Origin of the sequence: Shewanella litoralis (genome assembly GCF_009828585.1) — a bacterium.
Classification (GTDB): Bacteria; Pseudomonadota; Gammaproteobacteria; order Enterobacterales; family Shewanellaceae; genus Shewanella; species Shewanella litoralis.
The window spans coordinates 169,459-189,961 of sequence record NZ_WSRZ01000002.1 but is presented as its reverse complement, the minus strand read 5'-3'; the positions used below and the strand labels follow the sequence as shown (position 1 = coordinate 189,961).

At 42.2% G+C, this 20,503-nt stretch carries 12 protein-coding genes; 3 read left to right on the top strand and 9 right to left on the bottom strand.

Translation table 11 applies throughout. The features are described from left to right. Positions 1-43 precede the first annotated feature (43 nt). From GQA99_RS02870 to GQA99_RS02860, 3 genes are all read right to left on the bottom strand, one after another. Positions 44-922: a transglutaminase family protein gene (locus tag GQA99_RS02870; RefSeq protein WP_160052353.1), complete on the bottom strand. Its 879-nt coding sequence runs from the start codon at positions 920-922 to the stop codon at positions 44-46. After that, the gene (locus GQA99_RS02865) at positions 919-3,417 is read right to left on the bottom strand and encodes a circularly permuted type 2 ATP-grasp protein (RefSeq protein WP_229785820.1); all 2,499 of its coding nucleotides are present in this window, start codon (positions 3,415-3,417) and stop codon (positions 919-921) included. The genes GQA99_RS02870 and GQA99_RS02865 overlap by 4 nt, the downstream gene beginning before the upstream one ends. A 274-nt stretch (positions 3,418-3,691) precedes the next feature. Beyond that, entirely contained in the window at positions 3,692-7,003 is a 3,312-nt protein-coding gene (locus GQA99_RS02860) for a transglutaminase family protein (protein ID WP_160052351.1), read from the bottom strand. A 544-nt stretch (positions 7,004-7,547) separates the two neighbouring features. Between GQA99_RS02860 and GQA99_RS02855 the strand changes: the two genes are divergently transcribed. Together GQA99_RS02855 and GQA99_RS02850 are read left to right on the top strand one after the other, a co-directional pair. Continuing rightward, positions 7,548-9,425 carry a DUF294 nucleotidyltransferase-like domain-containing protein gene (locus GQA99_RS02855; RefSeq protein ID WP_160052350.1) on the top strand — a complete coding sequence of 626 codons (1,878 nt, stop codon included), beginning with the start codon at positions 7,548-7,550 and terminating at the stop codon, positions 9,423-9,425. A 10-nt stretch (positions 9,426-9,435) separates the two neighbouring features. Next, on the top strand, positions 9,436-10,152 hold the full coding sequence (locus GQA99_RS02850) for a 3'-5' exonuclease (RefSeq protein WP_160052349.1): 717 nt from the start codon (positions 9,436-9,438) through the stop codon (positions 10,150-10,152). A 283-nt stretch (positions 10,153-10,435) separates the two neighbouring features. Here GQA99_RS02850 and GQA99_RS02845 read toward each other — a convergent pair whose 3' ends face one another. The 5 genes from GQA99_RS02845 to nhaC all read right to left on the bottom strand — a co-directional run bounded on the left by GQA99_RS02845 (position 10,436) and on the right by nhaC (position 16,729). Beyond that, a complete protein-coding gene (locus GQA99_RS02845) occupies positions 10,436-10,753 on the bottom strand; it encodes a chaperone modulator CbpM (RefSeq protein WP_160052348.1) in 318 nt (105 codons plus the stop codon). A 2-nt stretch (positions 10,754-10,755) separates the two neighbouring features. Further along, on the bottom strand, positions 10,756-11,745 hold the full coding sequence (locus GQA99_RS02840; protein WP_160052347.1) for a DnaJ C-terminal domain-containing protein: 990 nt from the start codon (positions 11,743-11,745) through the stop codon (positions 10,756-10,758). A 302-nt stretch (positions 11,746-12,047) separates the two neighbouring features. Next, the gene (locus GQA99_RS02835; protein ID WP_229785819.1) at positions 12,048-13,046 is read right to left on the bottom strand and encodes an endonuclease/exonuclease/phosphatase family protein; all 999 of its coding nucleotides are present in this window, start codon (positions 13,044-13,046) and stop codon (positions 12,048-12,050) included. Positions 13,047-13,273: 227 nt separating this feature from the next. Next, a complete protein-coding gene (locus GQA99_RS02830; RefSeq protein ID WP_160052345.1) occupies positions 13,274-14,857 on the bottom strand; it encodes a BCCT family transporter in 1,584 nt (527 codons plus the stop codon). Between the two features lie 465 nt (positions 14,858-15,322). Continuing rightward, entirely contained in the window at positions 15,323-16,729 is a 1,407-nt protein-coding gene (gene nhaC, locus GQA99_RS02825; RefSeq protein ID WP_189386206.1) for a Na+/H+ antiporter NhaC, read from the bottom strand. A gap of 440 nt (positions 16,730-17,169) precedes the next feature. Between nhaC and GQA99_RS02820 the strand changes: the two genes are divergently transcribed. Further along, complete coding sequence (locus GQA99_RS02820) at positions 17,170-18,285, top strand: ADP-ribosylglycohydrolase family protein (RefSeq protein WP_160052344.1); 1,116 nt, start codon at positions 17,170-17,172, stop codon at positions 18,283-18,285. Here the strand turns inward: GQA99_RS02820 and ovoA are convergent. Next, positions 18,257-20,419: a 5-histidylcysteine sulfoxide synthase gene (ovoA, locus tag GQA99_RS02815; RefSeq protein WP_160052343.1), complete on the bottom strand. Its 2,163-nt coding sequence runs from the start codon at positions 20,417-20,419 to the stop codon at positions 18,257-18,259. The genes GQA99_RS02820 and ovoA overlap by 29 nt on opposite strands. Between the last annotated feature and the right edge of the window lie 84 nt (positions 20,420-20,503).

Genomic DNA, 20,503 nt, shown 5'->3' with positions numbered 1-20,503 from the left:
CAATAAGTCATATCGAATATTGAAATGATTAGATTCATGCAAATTAATCTAATCTGATCATATCCACTGCGACACCAAGTAGCTGATTACCACCACCAAATACCACTCCTTTAAGAGGGGTGACATCAGAAAAATCACGGCCGAACGCTAAAGTAATATGTTGTTCTTTAGGTAATACATTGTTTGTTGGGTCAAAATCAACCCAACCAAAATGAGGAACAAACACCGCAAACCAGGCATGGGTGGCATCCGCGCCTTCTAATTTTTCTTCACCTTCTGGAGGTAATGTTTCGATATAGCCACTTACATACCTTCCTGCTAACCCCATACTACGCAAACACGCTAACGCAAAGTGGGCAAAATCCTGACAAACGCCCTTTTTTTGTGCAAATACAACACTTAAAGGTGTGCTTATGGTTGTAAAACCAGGATCATATAAAAACTCATGAAAAATTCGTGCCATTAAATCTTTACATGCAGAAATTAAACTGACACCTGGCTTAAATGACACTAATGCATAGGCTTTAACCATTTCATCGATTGGCGTATGTTGAGAGGGCATCGTAAATTCGGATGCTTTTAATAGTTGATGTGTTGTCGGTTTATTTAATAAGTCACGAGCCTTAGTCCAAGTCATATCCACTTTATTTAAATTTTCATTGGCACTGACTAATAACTCGACTTCACTCACCATGGTGACAGTGAGCATTTTATGTTGCTGAGTGATTTCAAACACGGTAACGGTGTTATCAAAATAATCGATAAATTGCTGTAAGTAACTCGTCGGTGGGGTAATTTCAATCTGGCTGCTATGGCATATTTGGCCACGATTTGTTTTAGGTGTTAATCGGGCATGATTCTGACATAAACTAACAAAATCAGCATATTGATATGTTGTTGAGTGTTTAATTTTATATTTCACGACTGAATTTGCTCAATATTAGACCAGTTTAATTTACTGGCCGTTTGGGTATGAGAAAAATATTGAACTAGCAATACATCGCAAAATGTATTCAAATTGGTTCGAATATTATGACTAAACTCAAGTAACTGTTTACGTTGGCCATCGACACTGTGTTGTAAATAATCTTTCTCGGTTAAATAACACGTGGTTTTAGAAAGTAAAATGGCTTTTTCGTGTGCCGATATCACCCCAGGGCGCCGTTTAATTGGCAGGTTTTGGCAAAGTAAATCGATTTGTTCTAACTGAAATAATAATGAACGTGGGTACTCTGCATCTAACATCATTAATTCAATGCCAGTTCCAATGCTTTGGTACATGCGATAGCGGCGTTTGTGAGTGACTAAACTCACCTGGCAACTCAATACCGCTTCTAATACTCCGAGTTCTTCTGTCTCGACAGCTTCTTCAGACAATAACGATGCACTAAGTGAGGTTATTTGAATACTGCGTTCAACTCTGCGGCCAATTTCTAACATAAACCAACCATTACTATTAGGCATACAGTCGGTAATCGAACCGTTAAACGCCATAATAGAGCCGATAATTTGGTCCAGACTACTTTGTATCCCTCGTGCGGATATGTTAACAGCCACCCGCTTAAGCCTCTGAATTTGCTCGTTAATATCTTCTATAATCCGACGACTATCATTAGATAATAACTCCTGTATTTGCAACGTGGCATTAAACAAATACGTTAGGGTATTAATAATACTCCCAGCGCATTGTTCATCGGCAAGGAGTTGAAATGCCATTTGCTTGGCCTGCTCAGTGTCACACTCATCTAAAACGTCTATCGGTTCAATATAAGGATATACAATATGCTGAGATTTAATGGCACTTAACAATCGCATCACAATATTTCGGCGCATGGTACTTGGGTAAATCGCTAACTCAGTGTATCTGTCTATAAAAATACGCAATATACGAACGGTGTTTTCACTGCGCTCTAAATACCGGCCTAACCAAAACAAATGTTCAGCAGTGCGACTCGACACAACACCTTCTAGCAGAGTCACATCCATTCTTTTTCTGATTGGAACGGGCATATTTTGAACATCTGCCACAAGATTGTCTGCAGTATTAATCCAGGTGTCTTTGAGCCAACCCGATACACTCGGATCTTTATCGTTTTCGTTAGAAAAACATAAAGCAGAAGGCAATACTTCCACGCCATTTTCAGTGGTCAATGCATAGCACCTAAATACCACAGGCTTAGAAACGAGTTTGCCGTCGCTCCAAAAAGGTGCACTGCTAAATATGGGCTTTTCTTGAAAAAAATAGTCGCCAGGGTGCTTAGAGATGACGGCACGAATTTTATCTGCTTCACTCTTTCCATCGAGTTTAAATTGCTTATCGCTGTAGCTGACTAATTCAAGCAAACTCCAATCAAGTGTTTTGGCTTGTTCAAGGTCATAATGACTCGGCTCGCCAATCAGCAATGGTTCGTTTAAAAGATGAAGTGACAACTCATCGAGGCGGCATTGAATCGCAGGTGATGACAATACGCCGCTGCCAAATGGGTTAAGCACTTTAACTGTACCTTCTCGTACAGCTTGAAGTAGCCCAGGGATGCCATGAAGTGAATATTCTGTTTGTTCTAACGAATCAATACTGCGATCGGGTATCCACCTAAGAATCACGTTTATTTTGCCTAAACCTGGCAACGACTTTAGGCAAACTTCACCATGTCGTACGGTTAAGTCAGCACTTTGTACTAAGGTATAGCCAAAGTAAGTTGATAGAAAAGCATGTTCATTATAGTTAGGATCATCAACACCTTGAGTGAGGATCACAATCCTTGGGTCATCCATGTAGCGAGTATATTCGTTAATAGTGTCGGTAAATCGTTCCAAAAAGCCTTTAATTTGTTGCACATTACATTCGGCAAATTCTTCAGCCATCACACGCCGCGCGATAATACGGCTTTCAAGCAATAACCCTAAACCTAAAGGACACTGACAATGATCAACAAGGACCTTAAATTCGCCCGAAGGCGCCCGGTAAATATCCAGCGCGGTAAAAAACAGGTTTAACTCATTTTGAGGCAGGTTAAAGCCTTCTCGCAGGTAGTTATTATCTTGAAATAATTGCTGGGCAGGAATATGTCCATCGAGCAGTAATGTTTGCTCGCCATAAATATCATGCTGGATCTTATTAAGTAATACAGTCCTTTGTTTTATGCCAGCTTCCAATAAAGCCCAATCAGTTTTAGAAAACATAAAGGGTAAAGGATCAAAATGCCATTTTTGATTTCGGGCGAGTTGAATATTGCCATTTTGGAATAATTGGCTGATTTCGATAGCGCGCTCGCTGACATCTTCTGAGGTTAAACTTGATAATCGATTAAACAAGGCATCCCAATGATCTGGACTCTTACCGCTGTGATTAGCGAGTTCGTCATGAGCATGTGATGTATTTAGGTACTTAAAAAGCCAAGTCGGCAATTCAGCCATAGTGCTATACTTAATATACAAATTGAACGCGCTCCGTTTTAACATCAATAATCACACTCATCTAAGTACACAGTGATAAATGCATAAGGTCATGAGGGGCTGTTGCGTCGGTGAATTGCTGCCCAAAAGTAAGGCAATAACCATCTTACATAGAGTCACAAATGCAGGGTCAAAAACCAATGTTATTTGGCCCTGCAACTATGACAAATCGACCGCCCCTGTATCATTCCACTTTAAGATTATTTACGGTGGAATGATACAAATATCGCTATGATTACTTAAACTTAGGTTGTCGGCGTAAATCCAGGGTATTAGGGTAATCAGGATTGATACTTTCGGCCTCTGGTACAACAAATTCACTGACCTTTTCAGCGGCTACAAACCTATGGGTCACAGCCGATGGCAACCAACTTGGCAGATCAGATGGTAATATCGACGGTGTATGCCCATGTTCCCAAAACCTTGCCACTCTGCGCCCTTCTGCTTCAAAGGCGTTAACAGGCAATGTTTCAGGGTTTCGTCCTCCAGCATGGCTAACATGATAAACAAAACCGCCTAACGACCGACCTTCCCAGGTATCTATGAGATCAAACACCAGCGGAGCATGTACGCCAATGGTTGGATGTAATGCTGATGGTGGCTGCCAGGCTCGATATCGAATGCCGGCAAATTGTTCATCTCTAGCATTTCCTTTAACCGGTTTGAGTGGCACATGACGGCCATTACAGGTCACCACATAACGATCACCCATACTGCCTTTGACTTTTAACTGCACTCTTTCTAACGATGAATCAACATACCTTGCCGTGCCAGAAGCACTCGCCTCTTCACCGAGCACGTGCCAGGGTTCAATTGCGGTTCTTAATTCTAGCGTCACGTTATCAAGCTCACGCGTACCACAAACAGGAAATCTAAATTCAAAGAACGGATTTAACCAGTTAAATTGGAACTGAAAACCATCTTGTTGTAATTCTCGACAAACTTGCGCTAAATCGTTTTCGACATATTGCGGTAATAAGTATTTGTCGTGTAATTCTGTTCCCCAGCGGATCAATGGTTTGTGATAAGGTTTTTTCCAAAACCAGGCCAACAAGGTGCGCAGCAAAAGCATTTGCACTAGGCTCATTTGCTCATGAGGCGGCATTTCAAAGCCTCTAAACTCTACGATGCCTAAACGACCAGTAGATGAGTCTGGTGAATATAACTTATCGATACAAAATTCGGCTCTGTGTGTATTCCCGGTTAAATCAACGAGCAAATGGCGTAATAAGCGGTCAACTAGCCAAGGTTGGGGCACCTCACCTTCTGGCATATGTGAAAATGCAATCTCAAGTTCGTACAACACTTCATCACGCGCCTCATCAACACGAGGCGCCTGGCTGGTTGGTCCAATGAATAAGCCCGAAAACAAGTACGACAAGCCAGGATGATGCTGCCAGTAGGTAATAAAGCTGCGTAAAATATCTGGGCGACGCAAAAATGGACTTTGGTCAGGGGTTTCGCCGCCTAACGTCACATGATTTCCGCCGCCGGTACCTGTATGACGGCCATCGGCCATAAACTTATCTGTGCCTAAACGACATGCTTTAGCTAACCCATATAGCGTGGTGGTTCTTTCAACTAGTTGCGGCCAAGAATTCGAAGGGTGAATATTCACTTCAATCACACCAGGGTCAGGGGTTACAGCGTACTTTTCGATGCGACTGTCTTTAGGCGGGCTATAACCTTCAATTACCACCGGAATGCTAAGTGCTTTTGCTGTCACTTCAATGGCATTTAACAAGCCCATATAGTGTTCAAAATGACTAGTTGGTGGCATAAAGATATATAAACGCCCCTCTCGTACCTCGAAGGCCAGCGCGGTTTTAATCATCTCTTTGCCAATAAAGCCTTTTTTAACTTTTTTTGCCTTTGTAAACGAATCAGGAATATCATAAGGATCGCGGTCAATAATATTACCTGACCACTCAAGACTGTCTAACGGTAAGCGATAACCTAATGGCGACTCGCCGGGTAATAAAAAACAATGGCCACGTTTAAATTCCCAGGTGCAAGATTGCCAGCAATGACGGCTATCATTCCAATGCAGTGGCACCACATAACCTACCGGCTTTTCAATGCCGCGCTCCATTTTTTCGAGTAAGCCTTTACGGCTCATGGCATGCAGCAACTCTGGTTGCTTGGGGCCTATTTCAACTGGCAATGAGGCTTCTTGCCATAAATGGTAGAGAATGTCTTCGTACACTGTGGTTAAGGCTTTATTATCAATGCCGATCTGTTCGCAAAATGTCTCTGCAAACTTTTTTGTGTCGGTATGATCTAATTTATAATCTTTGTTTGGGTCGGCAAGTAAACTCGTATCATGCCATAACGCCACACCGTCTTTGCGCCAATAGCAAGCATACTGCCAACGCGGTAAAGGCTCGCCGGGATACCACTTGCCTTGACCATAATGGGTAAAGCCCCCCTGGGTAAACACTTTATTCATTTCGACAAATAGATTTTGAGCTAATGCCCTCTTTTCTTTTCCGTCGGCTTCAGTATTCCATTGCGGATGTTCCATATCATCAATAGAAATAAACGTCGGCTCACCGCCCATGGTCAAATGTATGCCGTGCTCGTCAAAGGCCTTATCAACTTGTAAACCGAGGCGATTAATTGAAGTCCATTGTGTTTCAGAATAAGGTTTGGTTACCCGCGGGTCTTCATGTACTCGAGTCACTTTATTATAAAAACTAAATTCAGATTCACAGTCATCTATCCCGCCCGTCACCGGTGCAGCGGCGCTAGGTTCAGGGGTACATGCTAGCGGAATGTGACCTTCTCCGGCAAACAATCCTGAAGTAGGGTCAAGTCCAATCCAGCCTGCTCCTGGGATATACACTTCAGTCCAGGCATGTAAATCGGTGAAGTCTTGCTCGGGACCACTTGGGCCATCTAATGATTTTTGATCCGAGGTTAATTGCACTAAATAGCCAGAAACGAAGCGCGAGGCTAACCCTAAATGACGAAACAGTTGCACTAATAACCAGGCTGAATCACGACATGATCCTGATTGTTTAGTAATGGTATCGTTAGGCGTTTGCACACCGGGTTCCAGGCGAATGCCATAATCCACTAAATCATATATAGCCCGGTTAACGGCAACCAAAAAATCAACACTTCGCAGCGGCTTTTTAGGTTGTAATGAATCGATGAGTTCTTGGAACTTTTTGCTGGGTTTGCGTTTTTTTAAATAGAGGCTAAGTTCGGCTTTTGTGACCGCATCATAAACAAATGGAAATTCTTCGGCGTAGTCTTCTAAGAAAAAATCGAAAGGGTTAATCACCGTCATTTCAGCAACTAAATCAACGGTAAAACTAAACTCTTTAGTGGGTTGATTAAACACTACCCTTGCCTGATAGTTACCAAAAGGATCTTGCTGCCAATTAATGTAATGATCTTCAGGAATGATTTTTAAAGAGTAACTTTTAATCTTAGTACGGCTATGCGGTGCTGGGCGTAAGCGGAATATATGCGGCCCCATATTCACTAACCGATCGTACTTGTACTGAGTATGGTGCGCTATACCAACTGTAATTGTCATCAATAAATCCCTCTTTAATAATGTGCAACCATATAAAAACCCTAAAACACGTCGTATTCTATTGTTGTTCTAGCAATATTTATTCCAATTAAATAATGACAATTACGTTGTTTAATCGTGTAAATAGGTCTTTAGGGCGGGTATTAGCTTTACAAAAATGTTAAAAATAAATGCACAGTTCTAACATAGTGCAGCAAGCGCACCAAATAAGTACTATTTCCTGTAAATCAAACAGTAACCGAACATTACGTTTAAAGAAAGCCTATATGAAAACCGCTCACATAAAGAGATGAAATTTACGAAGTTGAGCATGTTATCACTATAGCGTTAACTCAATTTATATTGTACGGATAAAAAAACACTGTAACGCTTGCGGTAATCCAGTTAACAATAAAGGCAAATTAAGCCTCAAACTTGTTCAATATTAAAAGCTGTTCTACTGCAAAATATTCAATAGACGATAGTTCCCCATGTTGCGTCGTTTACTCGTATAATATCGACATAATGATAAAGCGCTATCCATCGCATATTTACAGGTCTATTTATGTCAGCCGAAGTACTCGAAATCCAGAGCTTTATTGCTCAACACGCTCCCTTTGATAAGCTTCCAGAACAGGTCTTGATTGACGTTGCCAAAAGTGTTGAGATTTCTTATTACCGTACCGACAGTATGATTGTTAACTTTAATGACAGGATCACCGAACTTTATATGATCCGCAGTGGTGTCGTAGAGTTATATCGCCGTAAAGGTGAGCTCTATAATCGTCTTGATCAAGGGCAATTATTTGGCCAAATGGGTTTACTGACCAATAATAAAGTGCGTTTTCCGGCCAAAGCAGTAAAAGATACCCTCGTATATTGTATTCCAGAATCGGTGTTCAATGACTTATGCGAAAATTATGACGATTTTGCAGATTTCGTTGAGGCTGAGGATACCACTCGGCTAAAACAAGCAGTAAAGGGTAAAACCGTTGAAGCTAATGCGCTCACGACCTCTAAAGTGAAAACCTTACTGACGAGAGAACCTGTTATTCTCCCTTGTAACAGCACGATACAAGCCGTAGCCCACATTATGGCTGAACAAAATATTTCTGCGGTATTAATTAATGACCCCAATATAGATGATCAACAAGATAGCAGTTTTGTCGGTATTATTACTGAACATGATCTTTGCGCTAAAGTGATTGCAGTGGGTGTCAATGTTGATAGCCCTATTTCACAAGTCATGTCGACCGATTTAATTTCACTGGATCATAACGCATATATATTTGAAGCGATGCTACTGATGCTTCGTAATAATATTGACCATCTGCCGATCCTTAAAAATAAAATCCCCATAGGCTTAATTGAAGTTGCCGATATTATTCGTTACGAGTCGCAAAATAGTTTGTTATTTGTCAGTAGTATCTTCCAACAGAAAAGTTGCGAGGACTTAATATCGTTATCTTCGCAGTTAAAAAGTTGTTTTGTGCGCATGGTTAATGAAGATGCTAACTCGCATATGGTCGGGCGGGCAATGTCTGAAATCGGCCGTAACTTTAAGCAGCGTTTACTAGAACTTGCTGAAGAGAAATTTGGCCCACCACCAGTTCCTTACTGCTTTTTAGCGCTGGGTTCAATGGCTCGTGATGAGCAACTGATGGTAACCGATCAAGACAATGCCATTATTTTAGATAATAGCTATAAAGCCGCGGTGCATGGTGAATATTTTGCAAAGTTAGCAGATTTTGTGTGTGATGGTTTAGCGGCTTGTGGTTACAGTTATTGTACTGGCGATATTATGGCCAGTAATCCTGAACACCGTAAAACTCGCTCAGAGTGGGAAGCATGTTTTGCTGACTGGATAGAAAACCCAAACCCAAAAGCTTTATTAAACAGCTCTATATTTTTCGATCTTACCGGGGTTTATGGTCAGGTTAAATGGGCAGAACAATTAAATACATTTATCTTGAGTAAAACCAAGGATAACAACCGTTTTTTAGCTTGCCTGGCGCACAACGCTCTTAACCGCACCCCGCCGCTGGTTTTTTTTAAAGATTTTGTGATGGAAAAAGATGGACGTCATAATAATTCCATTAATTTAAAACGTCGTGGTACTGCGCCATTGGCAGACTTAATCCGAGTACATGCACTAGCCATCGGCTCATTATCGCAAAATTCATTTGAACGCCTGGCAGATATTATCGACGCGGGCATTTTACCCAACTCAAAGGGTGAAGACTTACAGCATGCGATGGAACTTATCTCGTTGGTACGCCTGCGCCACCAATCATCAGATATTGAATCTGGGGTAGAACCTGATAACAATATTGAACCAGAAAGTATGTCTGATTTTGAACGTCGTAATCTTAAAGATGCTTTTTTAGTGTTAAGCAATGCGCAGAACTTTTTGAAATTTCGCTACAGTTCCAACAAAATTTAAAGGCTGAGTCATGACAAATTTCAGTAAACAGGAGATGGTAAACTGGCAAGCCTTTCTCGAATTAAAAATGCAAAAAAGTAAAGATAGACGCTTGTTTGATTTTTACCACGCTGGAACGTACCAAAATGAAACCCCATTAAGTGAAATTGATTTTGTGGCGCTTGACTTTGAAACGACAGGCTTGGACTCAGAGCAAAATAGCATCATTAGCATTGGTTTAGTGCCATTTAATTTGCAACGTATATTCTGCCGTAAAGCAAAACAGTGGTATCTCAACCCACAAGATAAACTCCAAGAAAACTCTATTATTATTCACGGTATCACCCATTCAGATTTACAAGGTGCACCCGATCTTTTGTTGATTTTAGAGCAGCTTTTAAATGAATTAGCAGGAAAAGTTGTCGTGGTACATTATCGGCATATTGAACGCGATTTTCTCGATCACACATTACGCATGTTGATTAACGAAGGCATTGTTTTTCCGGTAATCGATACCATGCAAATTGAAGCCAATTTGCATCGGGCGAAATCTCAGGGGTTATTTAATTTCTTTAAGCGAAAGCGTCCGCATTCCATTCGGCTTGCTAATAGTCGTGAACGTTATCACTTGCCTGCTTATGCTCCTCATGACGCATTAACTGATGCGATAGCCACTGCTGAATTATTGCAGGCTCAAATTAAATATCATTTTAGCCCCGATACAGAGATTAAAAATTTATGGGTATAACTGAACCGCTATATGAATAAAAAAGCCGATGAATGAATCATCGGCATCGGTTGCAATACTCTACTGTAACCTGTGGCTGGGTTGAGAAATGAACTTATACTATTTAAAATCAACATGTTACCCCTTCTCTCTTTCAAGCTTGTCATTTGTTCTGCTAACAAGGCGAATTGACGCGTCAATAGCTAGCCTATTGTAAGTCGATTCAACGCAGTTAGCAGGGAAAAGGATTGTTTGAAAGGCGTTTATTACCCCGAGCTCAGGTTACCGTAGCCATACGCATCATCTATATTTTAAAGCGACTTAGCTGTTGTTTAAGCCTATGCACTTCATGTTCTAGTTGATCTCTTTCATCGAGTAATTGCAAAATTAAACCAATTCCACTCCAGTCGAGCGCCAAATCACGTTGAATGCGCGTGGCTTTTTTAACTTGATGTAAATTTTCAACACTAAATTGCCATTGCTCTATTACCTCGCCTTGCAGCGGAATCGCAATACTATGCTCTACAAGCTCAAGTAATAATGCCGAGCTAATGTCGCTGCATTCACACAGTTCATCACTACTTAACCAACAATCTTGTTCGCTTATATTAATCTGCAGCATCGTTATTTACTCCAACTGGCACGAGGGTCGAATGTATTTTTTTCTGCTAATTCAGTCCACAAAGGTTTGCTTGCCTCATCCGCTACTGCCGGCACCACGATTTTAAGCAACGCAAATAAATCACCCTGCTCTTTTTTACTCAACAACCCTTTACCTTTTATGCGCAACCGCTGCCCTGATTGACTATTGGCTGGAATACTCAATTGAATATGCCCGGTTAAGGTCGGCAGTTTAACTTTGGTACCTAACACGGCTTCCCAGGGTGACACTGGCACGACTATAGTCAAATTTCGTCCATCAACGTCGAATAAAGGATGAGGCGCATAACGAATTTTTAAATATAAATCGCCATTATCTGCTTTGGTTTGCCCTGGTCCGCCCTGGCCTTTTAGGCGAATGCGCTCGCCATTACTCACACCGGCTGGAATGTTCACTTTTAAGGATTTAGGGTGTTCAACAACCTGACCATGGGCATCGCGTTGTTGTAGGGTAAACGAGACAGGCTTAAGGGTATCGGTCAATGTTTCTTCAAGAAACATCGGAAACTCCATTTCGATATCCTGGCCTTTATCGTGTTGAGATTGACGACCATGATGTTGTTGGTTAGGGTCAAAGCCTGAATGACGAGAATCAAAACCTGAATGGCGAGCCCCAAAAATTGAATTAAAGAAATCAGCAAATTCTTGATCGCTTTGAGGGTCGCTTTGCTGTTGTCCCCAATGTTGACCAGCACTGGCGCCAGCTTGACCTGCGTAGTTGTGTTGTGACCTATTGAGATGATGATGACGTACTTCATCATATTCAGCACGCTTTTTAGCATTACTCAATATTGCATAAGCTTCACCAATTTCTTTAAATTTTTCCTCGGCATCATCATGTTTACTGACATCGGGATGATATTTTACCGCCAGCTTTTTATATGCGGCTTTTACCGCTTTAACATCCGCTTGCGGTTCAATGCCCAATACCGTGTAATAGTCTTTAAAATTCATGTTATCCCCTAACAAAAACAGGTTTGCAACGGAGGGTCAGACTGCTTAAATCTTAATTCTTAATTCTTAATTCTTAATTCTTAATTCTTAATTCTTAATTCTTAATTCTTAATTCTTATGAGTTTAGGCCCACAGAGAAGCAACACGCTTGATCTTGATCAACTGTATTACTGTACGTCTCGATTAATTAATCACCATTAATTAATCACAATCACTCATTAAGAATTACCATGAATCAATAAGGCATAATCGCTTACTGAGATAACATCTTGAATATAATTAACCATTGCCGCTATCGATGCTTATGGTGCCTCACCAGGCGTTGGCACATCATGCTTATTCACTTTTTGCTCCGCTGTGATCTCTTTGGCCCACTCATGCTCAGACACTCCTGCGTCAATACCTTGTTGTTGGGTACTTTGCACCGGAGTAAAAGACAACCTAGTCAATAAAGGAAAATGATCCGAACCAATCGAAGGTAAACGTTGAATGTGCCGCAAGGTAAAATGTTGGCTGTGAAATAAGTGATCTAATGGCCAGCGCATAAATAAGTAATCGGTATGAAAAGTGTTAAATGCTCCACGGCCAACACGCGGATCAAGCAATCCACTCATTTTACGAAAAAGTCGAGTGGTGGCAGACCAGGCGACATCATTAAGATCGCCGGTAACAATCACGGGCAGATCGCTGTCTGCGACACTTCGAGCCACAATGATTAATTCAGCATCTCGCTCTGCCGACTCAACATTTTCGGTTGGGCTTGGCGGGGCGGGATGAAGAAAATGCATCCGAATATAGTCTGTAGTGCGTAAGGTTAATGTGGCGTGTATTGATGGTACATCCTTCTCAACCAAATAACATATTTGTTGCTCGCCTAGAGGCAATCGTGAATAAACGTGCATGCCGTAGAGGTTATCAAGCGGACATTTAATGCTGTAAGGCATGTCGGTTTCTAATACCTTGAGCTTGTCTTGCCACCATTGGTCTGATTCAAGTGTGACTAGTACATCTGGCTTATGCTCGTTTACCAATTTAATCAGTGCGTTGGCATTACGATTGGGCGTGAGTACATTAGCAGTGATAATACTAAGTTGCTTATCGGCATCACATTCAGTGGACGTTTTAACCTCTTTGGGAAATAAAAAGGTATAAGGGAATATCCAGCTGAGCTGCCATATTAAGCATAACGTGGTGGCCACAACCAATAGCTGCGTACTTAGCAGGTGAATGTCGAGAAAAACAATATTCGCGATTAATAGTATTGTGGCGAATATCGACAATTGGAATCGGGGAAAATCCATACTCCTGACAAGCCAATGCGGATGCCGTGAAAGAGGCAATAAAGTCGCCAGTAACATTAACACAGTAAAAAATGTCAGTATCGTAAACATAGAAAACCTAGTTTTGTATGGTGAATCTTAATATCACTCTCACTGCCACATTATTTAACATTCAAGACTAAAAAAAGGGCTTATCAATAATCTATCTTGATAAGCCCTTCATCGTCGTTAAGCGGATTGATTACTGCTTAACTGCGGCGTTTTACCTCAGTAAACATACCGAGCACTAAGCTAATACATGCGAGTATTAAAATAATAGCAAACGGAAGTGCTGCGATAATAGTCACCGACTGAAGTGCTTTAATAGAGTCAGTACCGCCAATCCACAACATCACCATAGCGATTAACGCAGAGATAACGGCCCACACTATCTTTTGCTTCATCGGTAATTCTAATTTACCGCCTGCTGTCATGCTATCAACCACAATGGAGCCTGAATCTAAGGTCGTCACAAAGAACACAATAATCAGTATAACCGCAATAATGGACAAAATATCACTCATTGGATACGCATCAAGCATGTAGAACAAACTCAATGAAACGTCGGTAATACCTTGCTCTGTCCCTAGCTGGCCAACTTTATCAATGATTTGTTGAATCGCGATACCGCCAAAAAACGACATCCAAGCAGTCGTCACTAAAGTAGGGATAATCAACACACATGCCAAAAACTCGCGTACGGTGCGGCCACGCGAAATTCGCGCGACAAACATACCAAAGAAAGGCGCATACGCTATCCACCAGGCCCAGTAGAATACCGTCCAACCGTGTAACCAGGTGGTATCTTCACGGCCAGAATTCTGGCTCAGTGGAATGATGTTTTTAACATAACCGACAACGCCTGTTACCAATGAATCAAGCACCGTTGTGAAATTAAGAATGCTGATAAAGCCAAGGAATATAAAGGCAATAATCATGTTGATGTTACTCAACAGTTTAACGCCGCCATCCATGCCTCGTACCACTGAGAAAATAGCAAGCCCCATAATGAGCAGAATAATCGTCAGTTGCAGAAAAATACTATTGTCAAAACCAAACACATGGCTTATTCCGCTGGCCGCTTGAGAACCACCTAAACCCAATGACGTTGCAAGACCAAACAAAATAACCAATACCGCCATAATGTCGATGACATCACCGGTTTTCCCCCAGACTCTATCACCGAGTATGGGATAGAAAACCGAGCGCATAGACAGAGGTAAGCCCTTGTTATAAACAAAATACGCCAATGAGAGTGCGGTCATGCCGTAGATAGCCCAGGCATGAAAACCCCAGTGAAATAACGAGGCGCCGAGCGCTAATTCACGACCTTCAGGTGTAAATGGTGCCACGCCGAGCGGGGTGCCAAACCAATCGGTGTAAAACGCTGTTGGCTCTGCCACGCCCCAGAAAATAAGGCCAATACCCATACCTGCGGCAAATAGCATGGATATCCAAGATATTGTCGAGTAATCAGTGGTGGCGCTATCACCGCCCAAGCGAATTTTGCCTAATGGGGAAAAGGCTATCACAAGTGCAAAAATGAGCATAATGTTCGCAGTCCACATGAACACGAAGTCAAAGTGAGATAGCGCGGCAGCCTTGACTGAATCAATGGCCGCTTTGGCATCTGCGGGAGGGAAAACCAGCAGGGCTACAATAAATAAAATGGATAAACCGACAGAAACGGTGAATACGGTGTTGTGGACATCCATGCCCCACTTTAAAATATTATCTTGACCAACTTGATAATCAGTTGAGTCGATACTGTATTTTTTTGATTTAAATTTCATAATTAAAAGGTTTACCTATTCGCAATCACGAATATGAAGACCAACTCCATTTTTGAGTGGTACTAATTAAACTGTAATAAAATACAAGGGGATTTGTACTTCATCATTTGCGCAGCGGTTTGATTTACATAAAAGGAGACGTTCTTAAAGTGTAAATATTTAGCTGACAAAATACGGGTAAAGTATACGTTATTAACAGCCTAACTTATATAAAAATAGGGACATTGTCCCTGTAATAAATTCAGAATCAATTTTTATTAACCTGTCCGTCTAATTCTGCCACAACAATTGAGATTAGGTTTTATGCAATACCATTCCGCGTTAATAAGGGATGACTCAGCGAAAGTGTAAAAAGGCTTAAACAAGGCGCATGGCTGAATGGTCAAGCGCAAAATGTGAGTCATTCAGAAAAAATAATGACCATCGTCTGCGATGTGACTATCACTCCCTTGAAATGAACACTGCCTAAGCCGATTTGCTTTTCGGTTTGAGTAAACCAATGCCAACAGCGGCCATTGCCACTGCAATAATAGCATTGAGGTAATTGAAAAATACATAAGGTGCGTAATCAAGCACGTCCACCCCTAACGTCGCGGTATAAAAGGCACCGGCCGTGGTCCACGGAATAAGGGCTGTGGTCATCGTGGTCCCTTCTTCCACTGAGCGCGAAAGAATGGCAGGCTCTAAATTTTGTTGTTCATATTTAGGCTTAAACAATTGGCAACTTAGAATAATCGAAATATAGGCTTCACCCATAGCAATGTTACCTAAAAAGCCCGACATAATCGTCGTTGCAATAAGGGTAGCGGTGCGTTGCACTCTTTTTATGATGCCTGCTAATAGCGCAGTGAGAAATCCCGCCCCGTGCAAAATACCGCCTAGCGCGATAGCCATTAACGCCAGCAATAAAGTCCAGCTCATGCTGCTAATTCCACCACGACCAAGCAAGGCATCCACATTGGCGATACCCGTTGATTCGGGGGTATTTTCCCACAGCGCATTAAGCACGGAAATAGCACTCTCTCCTTGATAAACAATGGCGATGAGCACGGCAAGTATAATGCTGCATGACATTGTCACTTCTGCTGGCACTTTTCTAATGCTCAATACAGCAAGTAAAATCAGGGGTAATAATGTAATCAGTGGCGTAAGGTTATATGTACTAGTGAGTGCCGTTTGAATTAAGGTCACTTCTGTTAAATCTAAATTTTGCTCTCCATAACCAAATCCAATCACTAAAAATATGATAAAAGTAAGGATAAAAGCAGGCGTTGTAGTGAACAGCATGGCGTAAATATGTCGATAAATATCAGTGCCAGCACTCATCGCGGCGAGGTTTGTAGTATCTGAAATCGGTGACATTTTATCACCGAACGTTGCACCGCAAACAATCATACCGGCAACTAACGGCAGCGGAATATTCATCGCTGAGCCGATGCCAATAAAAACCACGCCTAACGTGCCAACGGTACCCCAGGAGGTTCCGGTTGCGACCGACATCAAGGCGCACAGTAATAAACCAACAGCCAAAAACACACTCGGACTCAACCAGCTAAGGCCATAATAAATCAACGTCGCGATGGTGCCACTGTGCATAAAACTGGCAATCACCATGCCGATCAATATAAAGATATAGATGGCAGGCATCGCTTTGCTTAGCGCGTTAGTCATTAACTCACGTATGTGTATATAACCATAGCCAAGACTAAAAGCGTTAAGCCCTACCCATAAAAGACACAAAAACATCAGTATATGCAGGCTGATCCCTAGACCAAAAAGCCCTCCTGCAATGGTGATGATAATCACACTAAAACAGATAAGAGACTGCAAAAAGCTAGGGCTACGGGGTAAATTAGGAGTAATGACAGACATTCGCACACATTATGGTAACAATTGAGATGAAACTGAGTATATCAGTACAAATAATTGGGTAAACTATTAACCCGCAGGTTATCAAAATTTATACTGCTCATCTTTTATAAGCGTTGGTTTAGCGACCTGTAAGCACTTATAAATAAGCCCTTGTAAATAAGCCCTCTATATCATTTCGAGGGTATGCCCATAAAAACATCCAGATTGGTATCAATTACGTATTCAATATGACCATATACGTTTATAACCCATAATCTTATCGTAAAAATTATCCATTCGTTATCGAACCACAAGCAATTGTTCACAGATTAATATCAGGAGTCTATGCTTCAGAATCAATTGTTATAGGTCTATTGTTACTGAATCGATTGCTGCTGAGTCTGTATTTGTAGAGTCAAATGCTGATACGAATTATTTTTACCATGTGAGCGAGGCTTACCATGAATATCCCCCCTTCCCAGAAACTTCGCGTAACCTGGGCACTAAAAACAAGTTTTATTGCTGATGCTTTAGCCATGCCAGTGCATTGGTATTATCAACCAATGGAAATAGAGCGAGCTTTTACTGGTGGTATTCAACGTTTTGAAGCTGCACCTGAATTTCACCCGTCATCGATTATGTCTCTGCACTCAAAACAAAAAGGGGGACGACAATCGGCTAAGGGGGGGTTAGATCAGGCACCGCAAGTGGTAGGCGATATTATTTTAAAAGGTAAAGCACAGCTTTGGGACACACCGAACGTGCATTATCATCAAGGCATGCAGGCAGGTGAAAACACTCTCAATGCCCATTGCGCTCGAGTCTTAATGCGCACCCTCGCGAGCTCGTCACAACCCTATGACCGACAGGCATTTGTTAATGCCTACATTGACTTTATGACGAAGTCCCCCGCCGCTCATCCTGATACTTATGCAGAATCTTACCATCGAGGATTTTTTGCTAATTTGGCGCAAGGTCGCGAGCCTGAAAACTGTGCCATGATAACGCACGACACCGCATCTATTGGTGCATTAGTAACCATAGCGCCTTTGGTTTTTTCAGAACGGCTTAAGGGCATAAGCGAAGCTGATATAAAGATTGCCTGCCGAGCGCATTTAGCCTTAACCCATCCAGATGAATCCTTAATGCGGGTGTGTGATAGCTATGTGCAACTGTTGTGTGCTCTGATGGAAGGACCTGATGAAGTCAGCACTAAAGCACTTTTACTTGAAGCAAGCATAGGCTTAACGAGTACTCATTTAGCCGGTCTGTTAAAACGTAATGTGCCCGACAGTCAGGTTATCGGCCAGGTGTTTTCAAGGGCGTGTTATATTTCAGATTCCTGGCCTATCGTCTTGTATCTGGCTTATAAATACCAAGGTGATCCTTGGCAAGCACTGCGAGTGAATACCAATTTAGGCGGTGACAATGTACATCGCGGCATCGTGCTGGGAACCTTGCTTGGACTGCAAAGCGATACTGTGGCCACCAGCTGGTTTGAACAACTGGTAGACCACAAAGAGATTGCTGTAGAAATTGAGGCGCTTATCAGCGTGGCAAACGCTGCCAAATCGTAAGTTCTGACAAGGTATGCTGAAACTTATGCTGAGTTTCACGGATCACAAACGGGACTTTTTGCGGTTCACCCACTAACGTAAAGTGGCTTGATAGGTGTTCTTTCAAGCCATCTAATGTGCTGTAGTTTTCGCCATCTTTTTTGAAACCCCCTATCCACTCTTCCTTAGGTGTATGTTCTTCTAACCACGTATAAGGCGATGCAATAATAAGCAAGCCGCCATCATTGATTCGCTGCGCGATATCCGCTAAAAAACGGCTCGGCTGGTAAAGCCTATCAATCAAATTAGCGGCGAGAACTAAATCATAAGCCGTAAACTGAGGTTTAAGGTTACAGGCATCACCTTGATGAAATGCAACACGGTTTGCATATGCGTCCAACCCAAGTTCTTGCAGGGTACGAGTATGATAACTCACCAACTCACCTTCCTCTGCCCGGGCGTAACGCACTGCGCCTTGTTGCGCCATTTTAGCCGCCAGGTTAGTAAAGTTTGCTGAAAAATCAACACCGTCTACCTCATCAAACTGACGCGCTAACTCAAAACTAGCTCGACCACACGCACAGCCTAAATCAAGGGCTTTAGCGGTGGGTTTACCCTTCATTGCTTCAAGAGCAATATCGGCTAAAGCTTTAGGAAAGTTCTCTACGCCATACCAGGTGTCACCAAAGTGAAACTCTGCATATTCTGACAATAACTGATCACTTTCGTAGTAAGCCTTAGGCGACTTCGCCTCAACACTCGAGGCAATATAGCGAAATCCAGCGTGCTGAAAGAAGTGACGCCTAAACGCATAACGTGCACTAAGGCGTGTTTCGTTACCACTTGAAATCCATGAACCGCCTTTGATCAAATTGTGTTTACCATCAAACGTCGGCGTGGTGAAATCATCATAAAGTGGGTGTACTTTAAAATCATCAAAAGGATATATCGGCGTTTCGGTCCATTGCCACACGTTACCAACCACATCAAACCAATCGCCGTGTTGATGGCGCGTTACCGGGCAACATGATGCAAAATGGTCAAGATGCAAGTTAGCATCGGCCTTGCTATCACCTAATTCTTCAACGCCGGCTTGTGAACACAGACGATGCCATTCATCTTCAGTTGGCATGCGGATCTGTTGTCCTGTCGCTACGGTTTTCCATTCGCAAAACGCTTTTGCTTCATGATAGTTAACTTCAGCAGGCCAATCCCAAGCCATATCAATTTCTTCGGTCATCAGGCGTAAACGCCAGCCATTGTGCCAACGCCAAAAAGTCGGGTGTTGCGCCTCAGTAAACTTCCGCCAAGCAAGGCCATCATCACTCCAAAAACTATTTTGCTCATAACCCCCGGCCTCAACAAACTCGAGGAACTCTAGGTTACTGACTAAATATTGGCTGGCTTTAAATTCGGCGACCTCAGCCTGATGTTGGCCATACTCGTTGTCCCAGCCATAAACGTCACTGTCAAAGGATTTGCCGAGATTAACCGAGCCAGCAGCCACGCTTATCAGTGTGTTTTTGGGTGCCTGGCCAGTCTCTTTGCAAGCAGGCCATTGAGATAATGACTGAACTTTAGCCAGTTCATGTTGGCGAATGAGTACCGACGATGTTTCAAGATGAATACGCTCGTGCTCAATTCCCATCACGATAGGCCACCAGGTATTTTCCCAATCAATGGGTAGCACTAGGTCTAAGCTATCAATTAATCTTAATACTGTGGTGCGCACTTTGGCGCGGTATTCTTTTACGGCAGCAACACTGGGCCAGTCATAACTGTCGTCCGACAAATCATCCCAACTCATTTCATCAACACCCACCGCAAAAATTGATTCCATGTAAGGATTAATCCGTTCAGGTATCAGTTTTGCCAATATCAGTTTGTTAATGAAAAACGTTGCCGTATGCCCAAGATAGAAAATAAGCGGGTGGCGCAAAGGGATAGGTTTTTGATAAAAGCCGCTATCGTCGCGCAAACAATCAAACAATTGTGAATAGGTGTCAAAGGTGTTGGTAAAGTAAAGCGCGATTTCCTGACGCTTATCTTCCACGGTGCTGCTGGTAAGTGAAGGAGTTCGACGTAATGCTACAGAATCAACAAATGTTGCAGAGCATTTAGCTATTTCTTGAGCGTTTTGTATTGGTATTGTCATCGTGAAACACGTTCCTTTAATGCTTATTCTATAGTCATACGATTGAACACTGGATAAAGCCTCAACTTTTTACTTTATATTGAA